Source organism: Mesorhizobium sp. L103C119B0, assembly GCF_000502235.1.
Taxonomy (GTDB): Bacteria; Pseudomonadota; Alphaproteobacteria; order Rhizobiales; family Rhizobiaceae; genus Mesorhizobium.
The window spans coordinates 133,772-152,018 of sequence record NZ_AYXE01000008.1 but is presented as its reverse complement, the minus strand read 5'-3'; the positions used below and the strand labels follow the sequence as shown (position 1 = coordinate 152,018).

At 64.3% G+C, this 18,247-nt stretch carries 15 protein-coding genes; 10 read left to right on the top strand and 5 right to left on the bottom strand.

Translation table 11 applies throughout. The annotated features are described in order from the left end of the window. Nucleotides 1-174: 174 nt before the first annotated feature. The 4 genes from X728_RS150790 to X728_RS150805 form a co-directional block, all read right to left on the bottom strand. On the bottom strand, nucleotides 175-879 hold the full coding sequence (locus X728_RS150790; RefSeq protein WP_023831843.1) for an ROK family protein: 705 nt from the start codon (nucleotides 877-879) through the stop codon (nucleotides 175-177). A 119-nt stretch (nucleotides 880-998) separates the two neighbouring features. Continuing rightward, nucleotides 999-2,372 (bottom strand): glucose-6-phosphate dehydrogenase, encoded by a 1,374-nt coding sequence (gene zwf, locus X728_RS150795; protein ID WP_023831842.1) that lies wholly within the window; start codon nucleotides 2,370-2,372, stop codon nucleotides 999-1,001. 23 nt (nucleotides 2,373-2,395) lie between these two features. Beyond that, nucleotides 2,396-3,409, bottom strand: coding sequence for a phosphogluconate dehydrogenase (NAD(+)-dependent, decarboxylating) (gnd, locus tag X728_RS150800; RefSeq protein WP_023831841.1), 1,014 nt, complete (start codon nucleotides 3,407-3,409; stop codon nucleotides 2,396-2,398). Nucleotides 3,410-3,450: 41 nt separating this feature from the next. Beyond that, nucleotides 3,451-5,862, bottom strand: coding sequence for a glucan 1,4-alpha-glucosidase (locus tag X728_RS150805; RefSeq protein WP_023831840.1), 2,412 nt, complete (start codon nucleotides 5,860-5,862; stop codon nucleotides 3,451-3,453). Nucleotides 5,863-6,075: 213 nt separating this feature from the next. On the opposite strand from X728_RS150805, the gene X728_RS150810 reads away from it, so the two are divergent. The 8 genes from X728_RS150810 to X728_RS150845 all read left to right on the top strand — a co-directional run bounded on the left by X728_RS150810 (nucleotide 6,076) and on the right by X728_RS150845 (nucleotide 15,685). Beyond that, nucleotides 6,076-7,089 carry an ABC transporter substrate-binding protein gene (locus tag X728_RS150810; protein WP_023670464.1) on the top strand — a complete coding sequence of 338 codons (1,014 nt, stop codon included), beginning with the start codon at nucleotides 6,076-6,078 and terminating at the stop codon, nucleotides 7,087-7,089. A 48-nt stretch (nucleotides 7,090-7,137) separates the two neighbouring features. After that, entirely contained in the window at nucleotides 7,138-8,655 is a 1,518-nt protein-coding gene (locus tag X728_RS150815) for a sugar ABC transporter ATP-binding protein (RefSeq protein ID WP_023831839.1), read from the top strand. A 1-nt stretch (nucleotide 8,656) separates the two neighbouring features. Next, entirely contained in the window at nucleotides 8,657-9,628 is a 972-nt protein-coding gene (locus X728_RS150820; RefSeq protein WP_023831838.1) for an ABC transporter permease, read from the top strand. A gap of 2 nt (nucleotides 9,629-9,630) precedes the next feature. Continuing rightward, nucleotides 9,631-10,578 carry an ABC transporter permease gene (locus X728_RS150825; RefSeq protein ID WP_023704993.1) on the top strand — a complete coding sequence of 316 codons (948 nt, stop codon included), beginning with the start codon at nucleotides 9,631-9,633 and terminating at the stop codon, nucleotides 10,576-10,578. A 128-nt stretch (nucleotides 10,579-10,706) separates the two neighbouring features. After that, on the top strand, nucleotides 10,707-11,732 hold the full coding sequence (locus tag X728_RS150830) for a BMP family protein (RefSeq protein ID WP_023694458.1): 1,026 nt from the start codon (nucleotides 10,707-10,709) through the stop codon (nucleotides 11,730-11,732). Between the two features lie 172 nt (nucleotides 11,733-11,904). After that, nucleotides 11,905-13,416 (top strand): ABC transporter ATP-binding protein, encoded by a 1,512-nt coding sequence (locus X728_RS150835; protein WP_023831837.1) that lies wholly within the window; start codon nucleotides 11,905-11,907, stop codon nucleotides 13,414-13,416. Between the two features lie 272 nt (nucleotides 13,417-13,688). Then, a complete protein-coding gene (locus X728_RS150840) occupies nucleotides 13,689-14,744 on the top strand; it encodes an ABC transporter permease (RefSeq protein ID WP_023831836.1) in 1,056 nt (351 codons plus the stop codon). After that, entirely contained in the window at nucleotides 14,741-15,685 is a 945-nt protein-coding gene (locus tag X728_RS150845; protein ID WP_023687753.1) for an ABC transporter permease, read from the top strand. The genes X728_RS150840 and X728_RS150845 overlap by 4 nt, the downstream gene beginning before the upstream one ends. 209 nt (nucleotides 15,686-15,894) lie before the next feature. Here the strand turns inward: X728_RS150845 and X728_RS150850 are convergent, their stop codons facing one another. After that, nucleotides 15,895-16,662 carry an SDR family oxidoreductase gene (locus tag X728_RS150850; RefSeq protein WP_023686096.1) on the bottom strand — a complete coding sequence of 256 codons (768 nt, stop codon included), beginning with the start codon at nucleotides 16,660-16,662 and terminating at the stop codon, nucleotides 15,895-15,897. Between the two features lie 233 nt (nucleotides 16,663-16,895). Between X728_RS150850 and X728_RS1000000169000 the strand changes: the two genes are divergently transcribed. Both X728_RS1000000169000 and X728_RS150855 read left to right on the top strand, forming a co-directional pair. Next, complete coding sequence (locus X728_RS1000000169000; protein ID WP_023831835.1) at nucleotides 16,896-17,051, top strand: hypothetical protein; 156 nt, start codon at nucleotides 16,896-16,898, stop codon at nucleotides 17,049-17,051. Between the two features lie 158 nt (nucleotides 17,052-17,209). Beyond that, complete coding sequence (locus X728_RS150855; RefSeq protein WP_023726079.1) at nucleotides 17,210-18,166, top strand: LLM class flavin-dependent oxidoreductase; 957 nt, start codon at nucleotides 17,210-17,212, stop codon at nucleotides 18,164-18,166. The last annotated feature ends 81 nt before the right edge of the window (nucleotides 18,167-18,247 follow it).

Below are 18,247 nucleotides of genomic sequence, written 5' to 3'. Positions count from 1 at the left end.
AGTGGTCCCAGCGGAGCCGGAAATCCGCTCTAGTCATTTGTCTTGCCGCATATGTGCGGTTGCGCCAGATGATTCCATCCGGTGCCACCGATCTAATCGCCAAATCTGCGTAACGCAATGACTTCGTATCGCGCCACACGTCATTTTCAACAACTATACTGAATTTTAATACTATCAGACGATCAGCGCCTTGTCGCGCCATAGTCGAAAACCGCCCTCGAAAGCGCGCGTATTGTCGCCGCGCCTGGATGTGGCGGGCAATTCATCCAGTCTGTCGACATTGCCGCCGCCGATGACGACATAATCCGGCTGCAGCGCCGCACGCAGCCGCTCGACGACGTCGACAACGTATTTGCGCCATTTTTTCTTGCCGTATTTCTCCAGGCCGCGCTCACCGACATAATCTTCGAAACTGCCGCCCTTGCGGTACGGCAGATGCGCCAGTTCCATTGGCTGGCCGACATTGTTGAGGATCATCGCCGCGCCCAGGCCGGTGCCGAGGCCGAGGAACAGCATGCGCCCGCCATCGTAGCTGCCGATCGCCTGCAGCAGCGCGTCGTTGACGACCTTGACCGGCTTGCCGAAGGCGGCGGCAAAATCGTAGCCGTCCCAGCCCTTGCCGAGATTGGCGGGATCGAGCGAAGGCCTGTTGTGCCTGACCGGGCCGGGATAGCCCATCGAGATCAGGTCATAGGCCAGCCCTTCGGCCAGCGTCTTCACCGTGGCGACCATCTGCTGCGGCGTCAGGTCCGGTCCGGAATCGGCGCGGCGCATCTCGCCGCCTGCGCTGGTGAGGATTTTCACATGCGAGCCGCCGACATCGATCGTCAGCACGATCGGTTCGGCCTTGGCCTTCGCGGGCCTGGCTGCCTTGGCCATGTCGTTTCCTCCGCTCACTTGGCGCATTCCCGCGTTTCAGGGAAACGGGGGAATGCTCCAACTCTTTGTTTTTACCCAATTTCGGACGGAAAGACCGCTCGCACTTTTCCTGGAATTGCTCAACTCGGATTGATCCAGCCGTTGGGCGGCCCGAAGCTGACCATGGCGTCGGCCGGCCCCCAGGTCTTCGGCTCATAGATATGCGGCGGCGTGGTGTCGCCGAGCACCGGGCCGACAATGCGCCAGGCAAGCTCGCTGGCATCCTGGCGGGTGAACAATTGGCCATTGCCGTTCATGGCATCGCCGATCAGCCGCTCATAGGGCGGCATGTCGCCCTTCGAATCGTCGAGCGCGGTGAGCTCGACCTGCTCGCCGACCATGTCGTCGCCGGGCGCCTTGCGCTGCGCGCCGATCGAGATCGCCACCTGCGGGTCGATGCGGAAGCGCACGTAATTGGCGTCGCTGGGCTTGATCGGATCGAAGACGTCGAGCGGCGGCCGCTTCAGCCGCACGATCACTTCGGTCACATGCACCGGCATGTTCTTGCCGGTGCGGATGAAGAAGGGCACGTCCTGCCAGCGCCAGGTGTCGACCATGAAGCGCACCGCGGCAAAGGTTTCGACCGGCGAGTTCGGCTTCACGCCGGGTTCAGCGAGGTAGCCGGTGAACTGGCCGCGCACGACGTCGTCCTTGGTCAGCGTGCGGATGGCGCGCAGCACCTGCACCTTCTCGTCGATCAGATCGTCGGCCGAGCGGCCGACCGGCGGTTCCATGGCGAGCAGCAAAAGGATGTTGAGCAGATGGTTCTCGATCACATCGCGGATAGCGCCGACATCGTCATAGAATTTGCCACGGCCTTCGACGCCGAAGTCCTCGGCCATGGTGATCTGTACGCTTTCGACGAAGTTGCGGTTCCAGATCGGCTCGAGAAAGGAATTGGCAAAGCGGAAATAGAGCAGGTTCTGGATCGCCTCCTTGCCGAGATAGTGGTCGATGCGGAAGATCGACTGCTCTTCGAACACCAGATGCAGCACGCGGTTCAGCCAGCGCGCTGATTGGAGATCGTGGCCGAACGGCTTTTCCACCATCAGCCGCGCGCCATGCGCGGTACCGGATTGCTCCAGCCCCTGGACAACGGTCTCGAACATGGTCGGCGGCACCGCCATATAGTGCAGCGGCCGCTGCGCCGAGCCGAGCGCCGTCTTCAGCTTCTCGAAGGTCGCGCCGTCGCGGTAGTCGCCGCTGACATAGCGCAGCAGACTGGCGAATTTGGCGAAGATCTTTTCGTCGATCTTGCCGACAGCGTTGACGATGCCGTCGCGGGCCCGCGCCTGCAATTGGTTGATGTCCCAGGCATCGAAGGCGACGCCGATCACCGGCTCGGTCAGCGTCCCCTTGGCTACCATCTGGTAGAGGGCCGGAAATATCTTCTTGTGGGCAAGGTCGCCGGTTGCTCCGAAGAGCACCAGCGTGTCGGACCGTTCCGGGTTCATCTTGCGCGTCTCCCCTGCGGCCTTCACTTGCCGGCCTTCGGCTTTTCGACATGGCCGCCAAAGGCATAGCGCATGGCCGACAGCAGCTTGTCGGCGAATTCGGATTCGCCCTGCGAGGAGAAGCGGTCGAACAAAGCCGAGGACAGAACCGGCGCCGGCACCCCGGTGTCGATCGCCGCCTTCAGCGTCCAGCGTCCTTCGCCGGAATCGGAGACGCGGCCGCCGAACTGGGTCAATGCCGGGTCGCTCTTCAGTGCGCCGGCGGTGAGGTCGAGCAGCCACGAGCCGATCACACTGCCATGGCGCCAGACCTCGGCCACTTGCGGCAGGTCGATGTCGAACTGATAGTATTGCGGGTTTTCCAAAGGGCTGGTCTCGGCGTCCGCCGTGCGCTGTCTTTTGCCGGCATTGGCCGATTTCAGGATGTTCATGCCTTCGGCGTAGGCGGCCATGACGCCATATTCGATGCCGTTGTGGATCATCTTGACGAAATGACCGGCGCCGCTCGGTCCGCAATGCAGGTAGCCAAAGGGTGCGGTTCCGCCCGCCTTGTCGGGCGTGGCGCCGGCATCGGCGCCGGGCGCCAGCGTGGCGAAGATCGGATCGAGGTGTTTAACCGCCGTATCGGGGCCGCCGATCATCAGGCAATAGCCGCGCTCCAAGCCCCAGACGCCGCCGCTGGTCCCGACATCGACATAGTGCAGGCCCTTGGCCGCAAGCTCGGCCGCCTGGTCGACAGCGTCGTGATAATAGGAATTGCCGCCGTCGATAATGATGTCGCCGGGCTCCATCAGCGCCGCCACCTGGTCGGCGATCTTGCCGGTGATCGCCGCCGGCAGCATCAGCCAGGCGCTGCGCGGCTTGGAAAGCTTGCCGACGAACTCCTCCATCGATGCGGCGCCGATGGCGCCATCGGCAACCAGGGCGGCAACGCTTGCCGGGTTGATGTCGTAGACGACGCATTCATGGCCGTCGCGCATCAGGCGGCGCACCATGTTGGCGCCCATCCTGCCCAGTCCCATCATTCCGATCTGCATGGTCTTGTCCTAGTCGCTTGAGGAAAGAAATTGCTGGCGAGTTAGTTCTCAATGCCGACGGTGAAGTCGACATTCTCCCAACGGTCGCCGTCGGGCCAGAAAAAAGTGAAGACGATCGTATTACCTCGCGGAATATCGGTCACCGGCAGATCCGCCATATGGACGCCAAAGACATTCACGGACGTGTTGATTTCATGGCTGGTCTGCCACTGGTCGCCGCTCCAGCGGATCAGTGCCGGCTGCAGCAGTTCAACCCGCAGCGTCTTGCCGGCTTCCATGGTGCGCAGCCTGTTGTTGAAGCGCCATATCCTCAGCGGCGAGCCGGTCTTGTCCCTGACATAGCGCTTGACGCCTTGCGGCGGCATGTCGAAGACGGCGCCGTCGCGGAGCGAGCGCAACAGCTTGATGTGTTCCGAATGCGCCCAGACCAGCGGCATGGCGCTGCCCGACGGCCTGCCCAGCCACAATTCGCGCTCCGGTATGTCGGCGCCGTCCCAGACCTGTTCCGGCAGCAGACCGCCCACACCAGCCGAAGCCTCGAATGTCCTGAGCAGGCTTGCCGCCTTGTCCTTGTTACCGGCGGCCAGCTCGTAGTGGGCGCGTTCGCCGGCCAGCAACGGCCAGGGTCGGCCCTGGCCGTTGCCGTCGAAGGGGGCGCCGTCGGCGTGTTCGCCATAACCGTCGCTGGTGTAGCGGTACCATAGAGGCCCTTGCGGCAGGTCGCAGCGCAGTTGCGCGTCGATGATCTTGACCGTGCCGACGATGCGCGGATCGTCCGCGGCCCTGAGGCCGAAGCGGACCAGCGCCAGCGCGTCCGGGCTGACAATCGCTTCGGCCGGCTTGTCGGTATCGCCCGGCGGACGGTTCTTGATCGGTACGAAGCCGTCCTTCGGCGATGCGGCGCCTGAAGCGTCGGCCGGCGCGATGCGGATGTAGTACCCGTCGACGCCAGCCTCGTGGCACTCCGGTGTGCCGCTGACATAGGTCCAGCGCTCGATCTGGTCGTTCCAGCAATCTGCGACCTCGCGCAAATAGTTAGCCGGCTCCGGTTTTCCGTCAACGTCGAACAGATCGGCGGCGCCAAGCAGTGCCGATATTTCGACGGCGAGCGTGAATGGGCTGTAGCCGGCATCCTCCTCCCAGCGGTCCTGCCCGGTGACGGGGCCGTTGCGCACGACATAGGATGCTGCTTTCTCGACCATCGGCATGAAGGCGGCGAGCTTTGCGCGCGGCAGGTGGCCGGCGCGGTGCAGCGCATCGGCAAGCAGCAGCGGGAAGGCGCATTCGTCCATCTGGATGCCCGGCCAATAGAGCGAGCCGTCGAGCCACACATTTTGTGGCCAGTGGCCGTCCGGCCGCTGGATGGAACGGAGATAGGCGAGGATCTCAAGCGCCTGCGCCGGATCGCCGGCGGCGAGGAAGCCGCCCGCGGTTTCCACAAGGTCGCGCGGCCAGACCAGATGATAGCCGCCAAGGTCGTCGTCGCCCTTGCTCGCTCCCCACGGGATCGACAGGCTGGCAACGGCCGCGCCGGGCCTCGCCAGCGACAGGTGCGTCGCCAGCACCGCTGTGCTGACGCGGTAGGTGTTGAGGCCGGATGCATCATGGTGGTCGAGCGGCGTCAGGCCTGCCTGCCATTTCCGCCATTTCGCGACATAGGCCTTTGCCGCCGGCTCAAAACCGCGTTTCAGGCTGGCGGCGGCGTTTTCGGCCGCTTCATCCGGCGTTGCCCCAAACCCAAGCGCAAGCAAGGCTTTGCTGTTGGCTAAGGAAAAGCCGATCTCACCGGTCAGCGCGACATTGCCGTCCTCCGCGCTTTGGCAGGCAGGATCGAGCCGGCCGGCGCGGCTGAGTTGCTGCCAGCCGTCGGAAAAGCCTGCATAGCCGGCCGAGCAGTCGCCCCAAGGCAACGACGAGGCAAGCGCCAGGCAGGCGCCGCGCCCGGACGCAAACAGCATCGGCTTGCCCTTGTGCTCGCCGATCCAAGCGGTGTTGCCCATGCCGGCATTGACCAGATGCGGCGCCAGCAGGGCGTAGACGCGGTAGTCCGTGGCCACGCCCTCGAGTGCCGTGAAGCTGGTTTCCTGCAGCAGGGCCGGGCGCGCCGGATCCGCCAGGATGCGCTTTTCGATCCGGTAACGCGCCGTCGCGTTGACCAGCCGGTAGGCGGGCACGCCTTCCTCGAACGGCTCGATGGCATGCGTAGCGTCACGCTTCTCCTCGGAAAACCAGCCGCCGAGGCCGGTGACCAGCAGTCCCATGTCGCGCGTGCAGGCGCTGTCGAGGCCGGGATAGTAGACCTCGTTGACGATGCCATGGCTGAGCGTGAACCAGACGCGGCTCGCCGGCGAAAGCGCGGCACCTACGCCGCTCTTGGCGCTTGACGTCCAGCGCGCCGGAATTCCGGGGGCGCCCATTCTTTTGGGTGCACTGGGGGGAAGGGTCGGCGGCATCGCTGCCATGCATGGTCTCCTGGACCCTTCCCTAGACCAGCACGCGAAGGCTTTTCAACCGCCGCACCTGAAGTTGATCGTCCAAGCGTGATCGATCGCAGTTGACAAGCGGGCGTATCTGAATTTGTCTGACAATAGATAAAAAACAGGCAGACAACGCCAAAACCATCTGCAACAGTCGGCGGGGCCGACAATCTATGGGAGGATTATGACATGAAGACACTGCTCGTCCTGAGCGCTCTGGCGGCGATGCTCGCCTCGGGCACGGCGCTTGCCGACACCAGCGGCAAGAAGATCGCCTTCTCCAACAATTACGCCGGCAATTCGTGGCGCCAGGCGATGCTCGACAGCTACGGCATCGTCACCAAGAAGGCGGTGGAGGATAAGATCGTCGGCGCCGCCGACATCTTCACCACCGCCGACAAGGAAGTGCCGACCCAGGCTGCCCAGGTGCAGAACCTGATCCTGCAGGGTTATGACGCCATCGTCATCAACGCCGCATCGCCGGATGCGCTGAACGGCGCCATCAAGCAGGCCTGCGATGCCGGCATCGTCGTCGTCTCCTTCGACGGGACCGTCACCGAACCTTGCGCCTACCGCGTCGTCGTCGACTTCAAGGACATGGGCAAGCAGGAAGTCGAGCAGATGGCCAAATTCCAGCCCAAGGGCGGCAATCTCCTGGAAATCCGCGGCCTTGCCGGCACCTCGATCGACGATGCCATCCATGCCGGCATCCTCGAAGGCGTCGCCGCCCATCCCGAGTTCAAGATCGTCGGTTCGGTGACCGGCGACTGGGACCAGACGACGGCGCAGAAGGCAGTCGCGACGATCCTGCCTTCGCTGCCCGACATCGTCGGCATCGTCGACCAGGGCGGTGACGGTTATGGCGCGGCACAAGCCTTTGCCGCCGCAGGCAAGCCGCGTCCGACCATCATCATGGGCAACCGCCAGGACGAGCTGAAATGGTGGAAGGAGCAGAAGGACAAGGACGGCTACCAGACCTGGTCGGCCTCGATAGCGCCCGGCGTGTCGTCGCTGGCCTTCTGGGTGGCGCAGCAGGTGCTCGACGGCCGCACGGACATTCCGCATGACCTTTTGGTGCCGTATCTCGCCTTTACCCAGGACAATTTCGAGACCGAGCTGCCGAAAATCAAGGAGGGCGGCGTCGCCACCCACGAATACAGCCAGGAAGACGCAATCGCGGCGATCAAAGCCAATATCAAGTGATGCATTGCATTCATTGCCAGCGGCATGACCGACCGGATATCGTTGAGCATGCCTGAGGCCAATACGGACATCATCAGACTGGGCGGCGCCGAAAAACATTTCGGCGCCGCCCATTTGGACATCATCAGGCTGAACGGCGCCGAAAAACATTTCGGCGCCGTTCGGGCGCTTAACGGCGTCGACTTCCATGTTGTATCAGGCGAATGCGTCGGGCTGGTCGGCCACAACGGAGCCGGCAAATCGACGCTGATGCACATGGTGGCCGGTACGCTGCAGCCCGATGGCGGTGAGATCGCGGTGCGTAGCAATGCCGAAACCGACTACTCGGTGGCGCGCGCGCTGAAACTCGGCATACGCTGCGTGTTCCAGGAACTGTCGCTCTGCCCTAACCTCAGTATCGCGGAGAATACGCGCATCAACCATCCGGCGCTCACCGGCTTCGGCTGGCGACGCAAGGCGGCTGCTCTCATTGCCGCCAAGCTGGACGAAATCTTTCCGGATCACGGCATCTCGGCGGACGACATTGCCGGCGATCTCTCCATCGGCCGGCGGCAGATGGTCGAGGTGGCGCGCGCCTTCACGGTGACGCGCGATCCGCTCGACCTGGTCATTCTCGACGAGCCGACCTCTTCGCTGGACGCGCATACTGCGGGCCAGCTGCTTGCCTTCGTGCGCCGTTTCGTAGCCACCGGGGGCAGCTGCATCCTGATCTCGCATGTGCTGGGCGAGGTGCTGCAAAATGCCGACCGCATCGTGGTGATGCGCGACGGCAAGGTGGTCGCCACGGACGTTGCAAAAGCGTTCGACCGCGACCGGCTGGTGGCCACCATGGGTGGCGCGGAAGCGCGCGAGAAGATCGCGGCGGAGATCGCCGCCAGGCCGGCGGGTGGCCCGGTCAGGGTGCGGGCGCGGCCCGAGCGGCAGCAGGACGGCAAGGAGCTTGTCGCCCGCGCCGGCGAGATCATCGGGCTTGCCGGGCTTGCCGGCCATGGCCAGACCGACCTGTTGCTGGCGATCTTTGCCGCCGCGACGCGTAGAAGGCTTGATATCGAGGTGACCGCCCCGGTGGCGCTGGTGGCCGGAGACCGCCAATCGGAAGGCATCTTTCCGCAATGGTCGATCTCGGAAAACATCGGCATCCGCTCGCTGGCGCGGCTGCGCAAAGGGCTGCTGATCTCGCCGCAGCGCGAGGCCGAGCTTGCTGAGTTTTGGAAGCAGAAGATCGGCATCCGCACGCCTGACATGACCAACAACATCTTCTCGCTGTCCGGCGGCAACCAGCAGAAGGCGCTGTTTGCCCGCGCACTGGGTTCCGATGCGCAGATCGTGCTGATGGACGATCCGATGCGCGGCGTGGACATCGGCACCAAGCTTGAGGTCTACGATCTCGTGCGCGAGGAGGCGGCCAAGGGCCGGACCTTCCTCTGGTACACCACCGAGACCGAAGAGCTCGACAATTGCGACCACATCCATGTCTTCAAGAACGGCCGCATCGTCGCCAATCTCACGCGCGACGAGCTGACCGAGGAAAAGATCATCCAGTCCTCATTCGGCGACGCGGCCTGAGATGACGGCAATCGCTCCCGGCCCGACGACCTCGCCGCGCAGCAGTGCCGCCCGCGCGCGCCTGTTGCGCAGCCTGTTGCCGGCGCTGTCGCTGGCGCTGGTGGTTATCGCCATCGCCTGGCTCAACCCACGCGCCATCAGCTATTTCGGCTTCAGCCTGATGTTGAACCTGGCTATCCCGATCGCGCTGGCGACGATCGCCCAGATGTTCGTCATCGCCGGCAATGAGCTCGATCTGTCGATCGGCACTTTTGTCGGCTTTGTCGGCTGCGTCACCGCGACCTGGCTGAAGGACGCGCCGCTGCTCGGCGTGGTCATCCTGCTCGGCGCCATCGGGGTCTATGCACTGCTGGGCGCATTGATCCATCTGCGCAATCTGCCGTCGATCGTGGTAACGCTGGGCATGAGCTTCGTCTGGCAGGGGCTTGCCATTCTGGTGCTGCCCAAGCCCGGTGGCAAGGCGCCGGACTGGCTCTTGTCGCTGATGGCCTTCAAGCCGCCCTTCATTCCGTTCCCTATCATCGCCGCGCTGGCGATCGCAGCGGTGGTGCATTTTGGGCTGATGCGCACCTCCTGTGGCGTCATCCTGCGGGGATCCGGCGGCAATCCGGCGGCGCTCAGGCGCGCTGGCTGGTCGCTGCTTCGAACCAAGATCGTGCTGTTTGCGCTGACCGGCCTATTCGGCGTTCTGTCCGGCATGGCGCTGATCGGCATCACCACCTCGGCCGACGCCAATATCGGCAATGGCTACACGCTGCTGGCGATCGCCGGCGTCATTCTCGGCGGCGGCGAGTTCGTCGGCGGCCGGGTGTCGCCGATCGGCGCCGTGCTCGGCGCGCTGACACTGGCGCTGGCGGCATCGCCTCTGCTCACCTTCATGCACATTCCGCCGGACTGGCAGGTCGCGGCCAACGGCGCCATCCTGATCATCGTGCTGGCAGCCCGCGTCCTGATCAGCCGCAGGGAGAGGTAGCGATGACGCTGGTTAAATCGCTTGTCGCCAAACCCTGGATCTGGTCGTTCATCGGCGCGATGTTCGTCTGGCTGGCGACCATCGCTTTCACCGGCGGCTATGGCGGCGGCGGCATGATCACGGCGGCACTTTCGCTTGCCGTGTTCACCGTGATCGTCGGCGTCGGCCAAATGTTCGTCATCACGCTCGGGCCAGGCAATGTCGACCTGTCGCTGCCGGCCAATATCGGGCTCGCCAGTGCCGTCGCCATGAAGGTCATGGGCGGCAGCGATTCCATGATCGTGGTCGGGCTGCTCGCCGCGCTCGCCTGCGGCGCCGCCATCGGTGCCGTCAACTATCTCCTGATCTGGGCGCTGAGGATCCCGCCGATCATCGCCACTCTGTCGGCCAGCTTCATCATCCAGTCGATCGACATCAGCTATGGGCGTGGCCTGCAGATCAAGCCGCCGCCCGGCTTTGCCGATTTTGCGAACTGGCAAATCCTGGGCATTCCAGTGCTGGCGATCCTTACCGTATTGTTCAGCATCGGTGCGGCCATCGCCTTGCAGCGCATGATCTATGGCCGCTCGGTGCTGGCGATCGGCCAGAACATCCGCGCCGCGTGGCTTGCCGGCGTCAATGTCGGCCGCACCCGCTTCCTGACTTACACGCTGTCGGGCGCGCTCGGCGGCATGGACGGGGCGCTGCTCGCCGGCTATTTCCGCGGCGCCAATGTTGATATCGGCAACGAGTACCTGCTGGCCTCGATCGCCGTCGTCGTCATCGGCGGCACCTCGGTCGCCGGTGGCAAGGCCAATGTTCCCGGTGTCTGGGGCGCGGCGCTGTTCCTGGTGCTGCTTCTGACCATGCTCAACACGTTCGGCGTCAGCGCCGGCGTTCGGCTGTTGCTGACCGGGCTGATCATCGTCGGCGTCATCACCGTAGCCGGCGGCGAGAAAGCGCTGCGCTAAAAGGCGTGAGCCCGGCAGCAGTCCCGCCAAATTTGACCATGTGGACAAAAGTCCGCACCCGTTCCATAGTTCCGCGTCTGATTTCGGAACAGTCGGCTCGACACGGCTGTCAAACAGAGGGGCACTAGATGGAAAACCGGAAAAACAAATCGCAATCGACCGGCCTGTCGCGGCGCGACGTGCTGGAACTCGGCGCACTTGGCCTGGCCGCAGCCATGCTGCCGGGTGCAGCCCTCGCCAAGGACAAGAAGCTGAAGGTGGCGGCGATCTTCGCCACGCCGATCGAGGAGCCGTGGGACAACCAGATCCACGTCGCCCTGCAGAAGGCCGAGAAGGAACTCGGCATCGAATACAAATGGTCGGAAAAGGTGCAGACCGCCGATTTCAGCCGCGTCATGCGCGAATATGCGCAAGGCGGGTACCAGCTGGTGCTGGGCGACGCCTTCGCCGCCGAGCGTGAATCGCGCCGCACGGCAAAGCAGTTCCCGAAGACGGCATGGCTGTTCGGCTCGGGCGCCGGCCCGGCCGAGCCCAATTTCGGCGTCTTCGACAACTGGATCCACGAGCCGGCCTATCTGTCCGGCATGATCGCCGGCAAGATGTCGAAGTCGGGCACGATCGGCGCGGTGGCGGCCATGGGCATTCCGGAAGTGAACCGGCTGGTCAACGCCTTCTTTGCCGGCGCCAAGGAGGTCAATCCCAACATCAAGAAGAAGGTCGCCTTCATTGGCTCGTTCTTCGATCCGCCCAAGGCCAAGGAAGCGGCGGTCGCCCAGATCGATGCCGGCGTCGATGTCATCTATGCCGAGCGCTTCGGCGTCATCGAGGCGGCGGTGGACAAGAAGATCCTCGCCATCTCCAACATGTCCGACCAGTCGAGCCTCGGCCCCGACACGGTCATAACCGGGCCGGTCTGGGACATGTATCCGACGGTCGAGCAGGCGATCAAGCTGGTCAAGGCCGGTGTCTTCACCGCGCAGGATTATGGCGATTTCTCGCGCATGGCCAAGGGCGGGTCGTTCCTGGCGCCCTACCATAAATTCGACAAGACGCTGCCGGCGGATGTGAAGGATCTGGTCGAGAAGAAGAAGGCCGAGATCCTGGAAGGCAATTTCCGGGTGGATGTGGATGAGAACACGCCGGTTTCGGATTAGCTCGGCGTACCCTCCCCCTTGAGGGGAGGGTGGCCCGCAGGGCCGGGTGGGGTCCTCCGCGAAGTGCTCCATCCTGCTAAGTCATGGGTTGAGGCAGTTGAGGTGACCCCACCCGCCTCGCTTCGCTCGGCACCCTCCCCTCGAGGGGGAGGGGTATCCCGCAGGAGCATCCTTGTCCGCCCCTCTCATCGAAATGCGCGGCATCACCAAGAGCTTCGGCGCCGTCAAGGCGAATGAGGCTGTCGATCTAAGCGTCGCCCCAGGTGAGATCCTCGGCCTGCTGGGCGAAAACGGCGCCGGCAAGACGACGCTGATGAATGTGCTGTTCGGCGCCTATGCGCCCGATGCCGGCGAAATTCTTATCCAGGGCAAGACCGTGCGGATCACCAGTTCGGCCGATGCGCTGGCCGCCGGCATCGGCATGGTGCACCAGCATTTTCATTTGGCGCCAAGGCTGACGGTCCTGGAAAACCTTCTGATTGGCATTCCCGGCAAATCCGGCCGCATCGACCGCGCCGGCGGACTTGCCCGGTTGTCCGACATCAGCCGTCAGCATGGGCTGACGCTGGACCCCAACCTGCCTGTCTCCGCGCTGTCGGTCGGCGAGCAGCAGCGGCTCGAAATCGTCAAGGCGCTGTTTCGCGGCGCCAGGCTGTTGATCCTTGATGAGCCAACCGCGGTGTTGGCGCCGGGCGAGGTCGACGGGCTGTTTTCGGCGCTGCGCTCGATGGCGGCGCAGGGGCTCGGCATCATCTTCATCTCGCACAAATTAAACGAGGTGCGGGCGCTCACCCATCGCTGCACCGTATTGCGGCATGGCCGCGTCGCCGGCCGTGTCGACGATCCGGCGAACACGACATCGGCAGAAATGGCGCAGCTGATGTGCGGCCATGAGATAGTGCCGCCGGCAAGAGGACCTTCGACCCCAGGCGCGGCGGTGCTGACGCTCGACGGTATTTCCACCTCACGGCATTCGGGGACGCCGCTGCGCGATGTATCGCTTGCCGTTCGCGCGGGCGAAATCCTCGGCATTGCCGGGGTCTCCGGCAATGGCCAGCGGGCGCTGGCCGAGGTGATTTCCGGCACGCACGCGCCCGACGCCGGCGCGATGACGATAGCCGGCAAACCTGTTACGCGGTTCTCGCCGCGCGAGGTGCAGGCGCTCGGCCTTGGCCGCATCCCGGAAGACCGTATGACGACCGGGCTGGTCACCAATCTGCCGCTCGCCGATTCCATGGTGTTGCCGCGCATCGGCACCGAGGCGTTCAGCAGCAAAGGCCTGCTCAAGCCCGACGCTATCCGCGCTTTCGCCGAAGAACAGATCAAGGCTTATGATATCAGGTGCCCCGGGCCGATGACCCGCGCCGGCGCGCTGTCGGGCGGCAATCTGCAGAAGGCGCTGCTGGCGCGCGAACTGGCTTTCGACCCGAAGGTGCTGATCGTCTCGCAGCCGACGCGCGGCCTCGACATCGGCGCCGCCCGCTTCATCCACGAAAAATTCCTCGCCATGCGCGCCAAGGGCTGCGGCATCATCGTCATCGGCGAGGATCTCGAAGAGCTGCTGGTGCTCTGCGACCGCATCGCGGTGATGTATGAGGGCCGCATCGCCGGCACGCTGGACAGCGCCGATGCGACCATCGCGCGGCTTGGGCTGCTGATGACCGGGGCGGAGGGCAGAGCCTAGATGGACTTTCTCACTCGGTTCCTCGCAGAAACCTCAAATAATACTGCCCGCTTTTGGCTGACTTTAAGCGTCAGCGCTGCCCCTCACCTGCCTGCCGGCATCCTCTCCCCGCATAGAGACGGGGAGAGGGGCTCTCACCCATGGTTTCGCCAATCGCCACAGCTGCAAAGGGGAGCTGCCATAGGGCCCAGATCCGTGTCTATACGGGGAGAAGGTGCCGGCAGGCGGATGAGGGGCGGCGCGACCGTCTGGGCGGCGGAGGGGCATAGCTGATGTTCCGCCTCGAAGCCCGCAGTTCCACCCCCGCCTGGTTCAATCTCGCTTTGCCGCTGCTGGCCATCGGCGCAGCGCTGGTCCTGTGCAGCGGCCTCATCGCGCTGGCCGGCGCCGGCGTGCTTGAGGCCTATGGCGTGATGCTGTCGGCCTCGTTCGGCGACAGCTATGCCATCACCGAAACGCTGGTTCGCGCCGCCCCGATGATCTTCACCGGGCTGGCTGTGGCCGTCGCCTTCCGGGCCAAATTCTGGAACATCGGCGCCGAGGGCCAATTGCTGGCCGGCGCCGTGGCCAGCTGCTTCGTCGGCGCCATCCCAATGCCGGGCGCGCTGGCGATCCTGTCGATGGCGCTGGCGGGCGCTGCTGCCGGTGCCGCGGTAGCGCTGGTGCCCGCGACGCTCAGGGTCAAATTCAAGGTGGATGACGTCGTCAGCTCGCTGCTGCTCAACTCGGTCATCTACTATGCGCTGATGGCGCTGATCGAGGGGCCGTGGAAGGACTCGTTCAGCGGCTATCCGATCTCGCCGCCGATCGAGGATTCGGCGAATTTTCCGGTGCTGCTCGAAGGCACAAGGCTGCATCTGGGTGTCATCGCCGCGTTGATCGGGGCCCCGTTGATCTGGTTCCTGATCGTGCGCACCACGCTCGGCTTCCGGATCAGGGTCACCGGCGAAAGCCCGGAAGCCGCCCGCTATGGCGGCATACATGTCGAGCGGGTGCTGATCTCGACGGCGCTGCTGTCGGGCGCGCTGGCCGGGCTTGCCGGCGTCGGCGAGGTCGGCGGCGTGCATTTCCAGGTGATGAGCGACATTTCGCCGGGCTATGGCTATTCCGGCATCGTCGTTGCCATGCTGGCCAGGCTCAATCCGCTCGGCGTCGTACCGGCGGCGATCTTCCTGGCCGCCGTGATGACCGGCGCCGAAGCGATGTCGCGCGCCACCGGCGTGCCGGCGTTCCTCAGCGATGTCATCCAGGGCACGGCGCTGCTCGCCATGCTGGTGGCGCTGCTGTTCACGGCCTATCGCATCCGCCGCGTCGGTGCCGCCTTATGAGCGCGGTGTTCGAACAGATCTTTCAGGTCGGCTTCCTCGCCGCCATTATCCGCATCGCCACGCCGCTGGCATTTGCCACGCTGGGCGAGATGTTCTCCGAGCGGGCCGGCGTGCTCAATCTCGGTATCGAAGGCATCATGCTGCTCTGCGCGATGACCGGCTTCACCGCCGCCAGCCTCAGCGGCAGCCTGTGGCTCGGCGTGCTGGCCGCGGTGTTGACCGGCATGGCGATGAGCGCGCTGCATGCGCTGTTCACCGTGGCGCTCGGCCTCAGCCAGCATGTCTGCGGCATCGGCGTTACTTTGTTCTCGTCCGGCCTTGCCTATTTCCTCTACCGTCTGACCTTCGGCCAGCAATCGGTGCCGCCCAGCATCAAGGGTTTTCAGACGGTGCCGATCCCGCTGCTGTCGGATATTCCGGTTCTGGGGTCAGCGGTTTTCAACCAGTTTGCGCTGGTCTACTTGGCAATCATTGCCATCCCGCTCGCTGCTTTCGTGCTCTACCGCACGCCTTGGGGGCTGTCGGTGCGGATGGTCGGCGAGAACCCGCGCGCCGCTGATTCCGCTGGGGTCAGCGTCATCGCCACGCGCTTCCAGGCGGTCATCCTCGGCGGTGCGCTGATGGGGCTTGCGGGCGCCTTCCTCACCATGGCACAGTTCAACGCCTTCACCTTTGGTGTCGTGTCGGGCCGTGGCTGGGTGGCGATCGCGCTGGTCGTGTTCGGCCGCTGGGACCCGTGGCGCTCTGCGGGCGCGGCGCTGCTGTTCGCCTTCGTCGATGCGCTACAATTGCGCATGCAGGCGAGCGGCCTCGGGCATATTCCCTATGAGGCGTTCTTGATGCTGCCGTTCATTTTCACCATCGTCGCGATGGCCGTGATGTCACGCAACGCGGTTGCGCCGTCGGCGCTGCTGAAGCCGTTTCGACGAGAAGAACGGTAAGCGAGTAGGACTTGGCGCCCTTCCTCTCCCTCCGGGGGAAGAGGTGGCGCTGCGAAGCAGCGACGGAGCGGGGAACCACCTCGCCACTGTTGCCAACGGGTGCGCATGAATCTTCCTTGCGCCAAGGGTCGACCCCCACTCCGTCGATCTGCGCTCGACACCTCTCCCCCGATCGACGGGGGAGAGGAAGGGCGCCAAGCCTGGGATACTCACATCGCCGTAAAACCATTATCGACAAACAGATGCGTCCCGTTAACGAAGCTGGACTCATCGCTGGCGAGGTACAGCGCTGCCTTGGCCACTTCCTCCGGCTCACCGATGCGGCCCTGCTGCGCGGCCAATGCGGCGTCCGACACGTCGACGCCGAGCTTGCCGAGATCGGCGACCTCGCGCAGGCCGTGCGGCGTGCGGATGAAGCCGGGACAGACGGCGTTGCAGCGTATGTTGCGGTCGCGGAATTCGACTGCGATGGCGCGCGCGAACATGTGGCAGGCGCCCTTGGTGGTGTCGTAGAGCACCTCCATGGGTGTGGCCGCCACAGCCGAGATCGACGAGGTGCAGACGATCGAACCGCCACCGGCAGCGATCATGCCCGGCAACACGGCGCGCGTCATCAGGAACATCGAGCGGACATTGACCGCATGCAGCCAGTCCCATTCCTGCACTGTCGTCTCCAGGAACGGCTTTATCACGATGGTGCCGGCATGGTTGAACAACACCGTGGCCGGGCCGAGCCTGGCAGTCGCCGCCTTCACTGCGGCCTCGACCTGCGCCTCGTCCGAGACGTCGGCCACCCAGTGTTCGGCGATATGTCCCCGCGCGCGTATCGCCGCCGCAGTGGCTGCCGCCGCCTCGCCATTGCGGTCGATGATCGCCACCTTGGCGCCTTCGGCGGCGAACAATTCCGAGGCCGCTCCGCCCATTCCGGTCGCGCCGCCCGAGATGATTGCAATCTTGCCGGCTAGTCTTGTACCCATGTTCTGTTCCCCGTTCCCGATCGAAATGATCCGCATTTACGCCGGAATGGCGATGCTATCGCCTATGCAGACGTCGGCCAAGCTTGTCGCTCGCTTGTCTCCAACAGGGGTCTCCCAGCAATGCCAAACCAAATAATAAGGAATACTGAGAAAATCATTCTACATATCTCCAAAAAATAGCACTCGACAAAGTCTACTGATTTTATAGATTAATCCGCAAGACGGAGGTCGATATGTCCTATATCCAGAACGCCGAGACGGACCGCACCAGCCAGAGGCTGGCCGATAGCCAGGCTTTCCGCCCGGCCTATGCCGGCGCTTTCGCCTATCTCGTCTTTGCCCTTGCGTTCGTGTTCACCGGGGCAGTCGTGCTCGGCTTGATTCCCTGACCGATCAGGCCGAAAGGGTGGCGACCTAGCGCTTTCAGTGAGTGACCGGAGTTGATGAACCGAACGCGGACGCGCTTTGGCGCTGATGCTTGTTTTTACGCATGTCGTCGTCTCAAAACCGGGGGCGACATACATCCAACGTGATGGAGGAGATGGCAATGCCGATCGAGTTCACGCATGTTCCCGGTAAAACGCACGCCGCCGATGCCGGTTCGGCCGTACCGTTCTTCTATGATTTCGTCGAGACGGCGACCAAGCTGTCGCTGATCGAGGATTCCGGCTTCCAGAACATCGTCGTCGACGACCCGGCCGGGCTGTTGACCAATATGGACATCGCCGCCCAGGCGCTGGACCGCACCTCGTCGCTGGAAGTGGTGCTGACGCACTGGGCCGGCGTGATCGCGCCAGCCGTTGCGGCGCGGCAACTGGCGGCGCTCGACGCCAGGAGCGGCGGCCGGCTGGCGCTGAGGATGCTGAGCGAGCCGCTGGATGACGACGATGCCGAGACGCGTCCGGTCGGCCACACCGTGGTCTGGCAGCGCATCGACGAATATCTGGTGCTGCTGAAGCGGCTGTGGTCGAACGACCGGCCCTTCGACCATGAAGGTGCATTCTACAGCATCAAGGGTGGCTATGTGCCGCGCAAGGGGCCGCATGGCGTCGACGTGATCATCCGCATGGGTGGCCAGTCCGGCACCGCGCTCAAGGTCGCCGGCCGCCATGCCGACGTGTTTGAACTCACGGCTGGTTCGCTCGACGAGATCCGCCAGCTGATGGAACGGGCGCGCAGCGCCGCCGCCGAGCATGGCCGCGCCGGCAAGCTGCGTTTTGCGCTTCCGGTCCGGGTCCGCTCGGAGGGTGGCGCCTCTACCGTCGGCCACAAGGCGGTCGAACTTTCCGGACCACCGGCGCAGATCGCCCTGTCGCTGCTGCCCTATGCGGCGCTGGGCATCAGCGAGTTCATGATCGTCGGTGTCGACCGGCCGCGCGAGATCGCCAGCGTCGGCCGCGAGACGATCGCGCTCTTGCGCAACTCGCTGGCACGCCGGGAGGCGGAGGTGCCGCAGCCCGGCGCGTTTGCCTCGCGGGGCGGGTCGGATATTCACGCAGGGTGAATTTGCGGGTGGAATGAAAGCTATTTCGTAGCGTTCCGTCACACCCCCCTCTGCCCGGCAGGGCAGAGGGGTGCTGTCCCG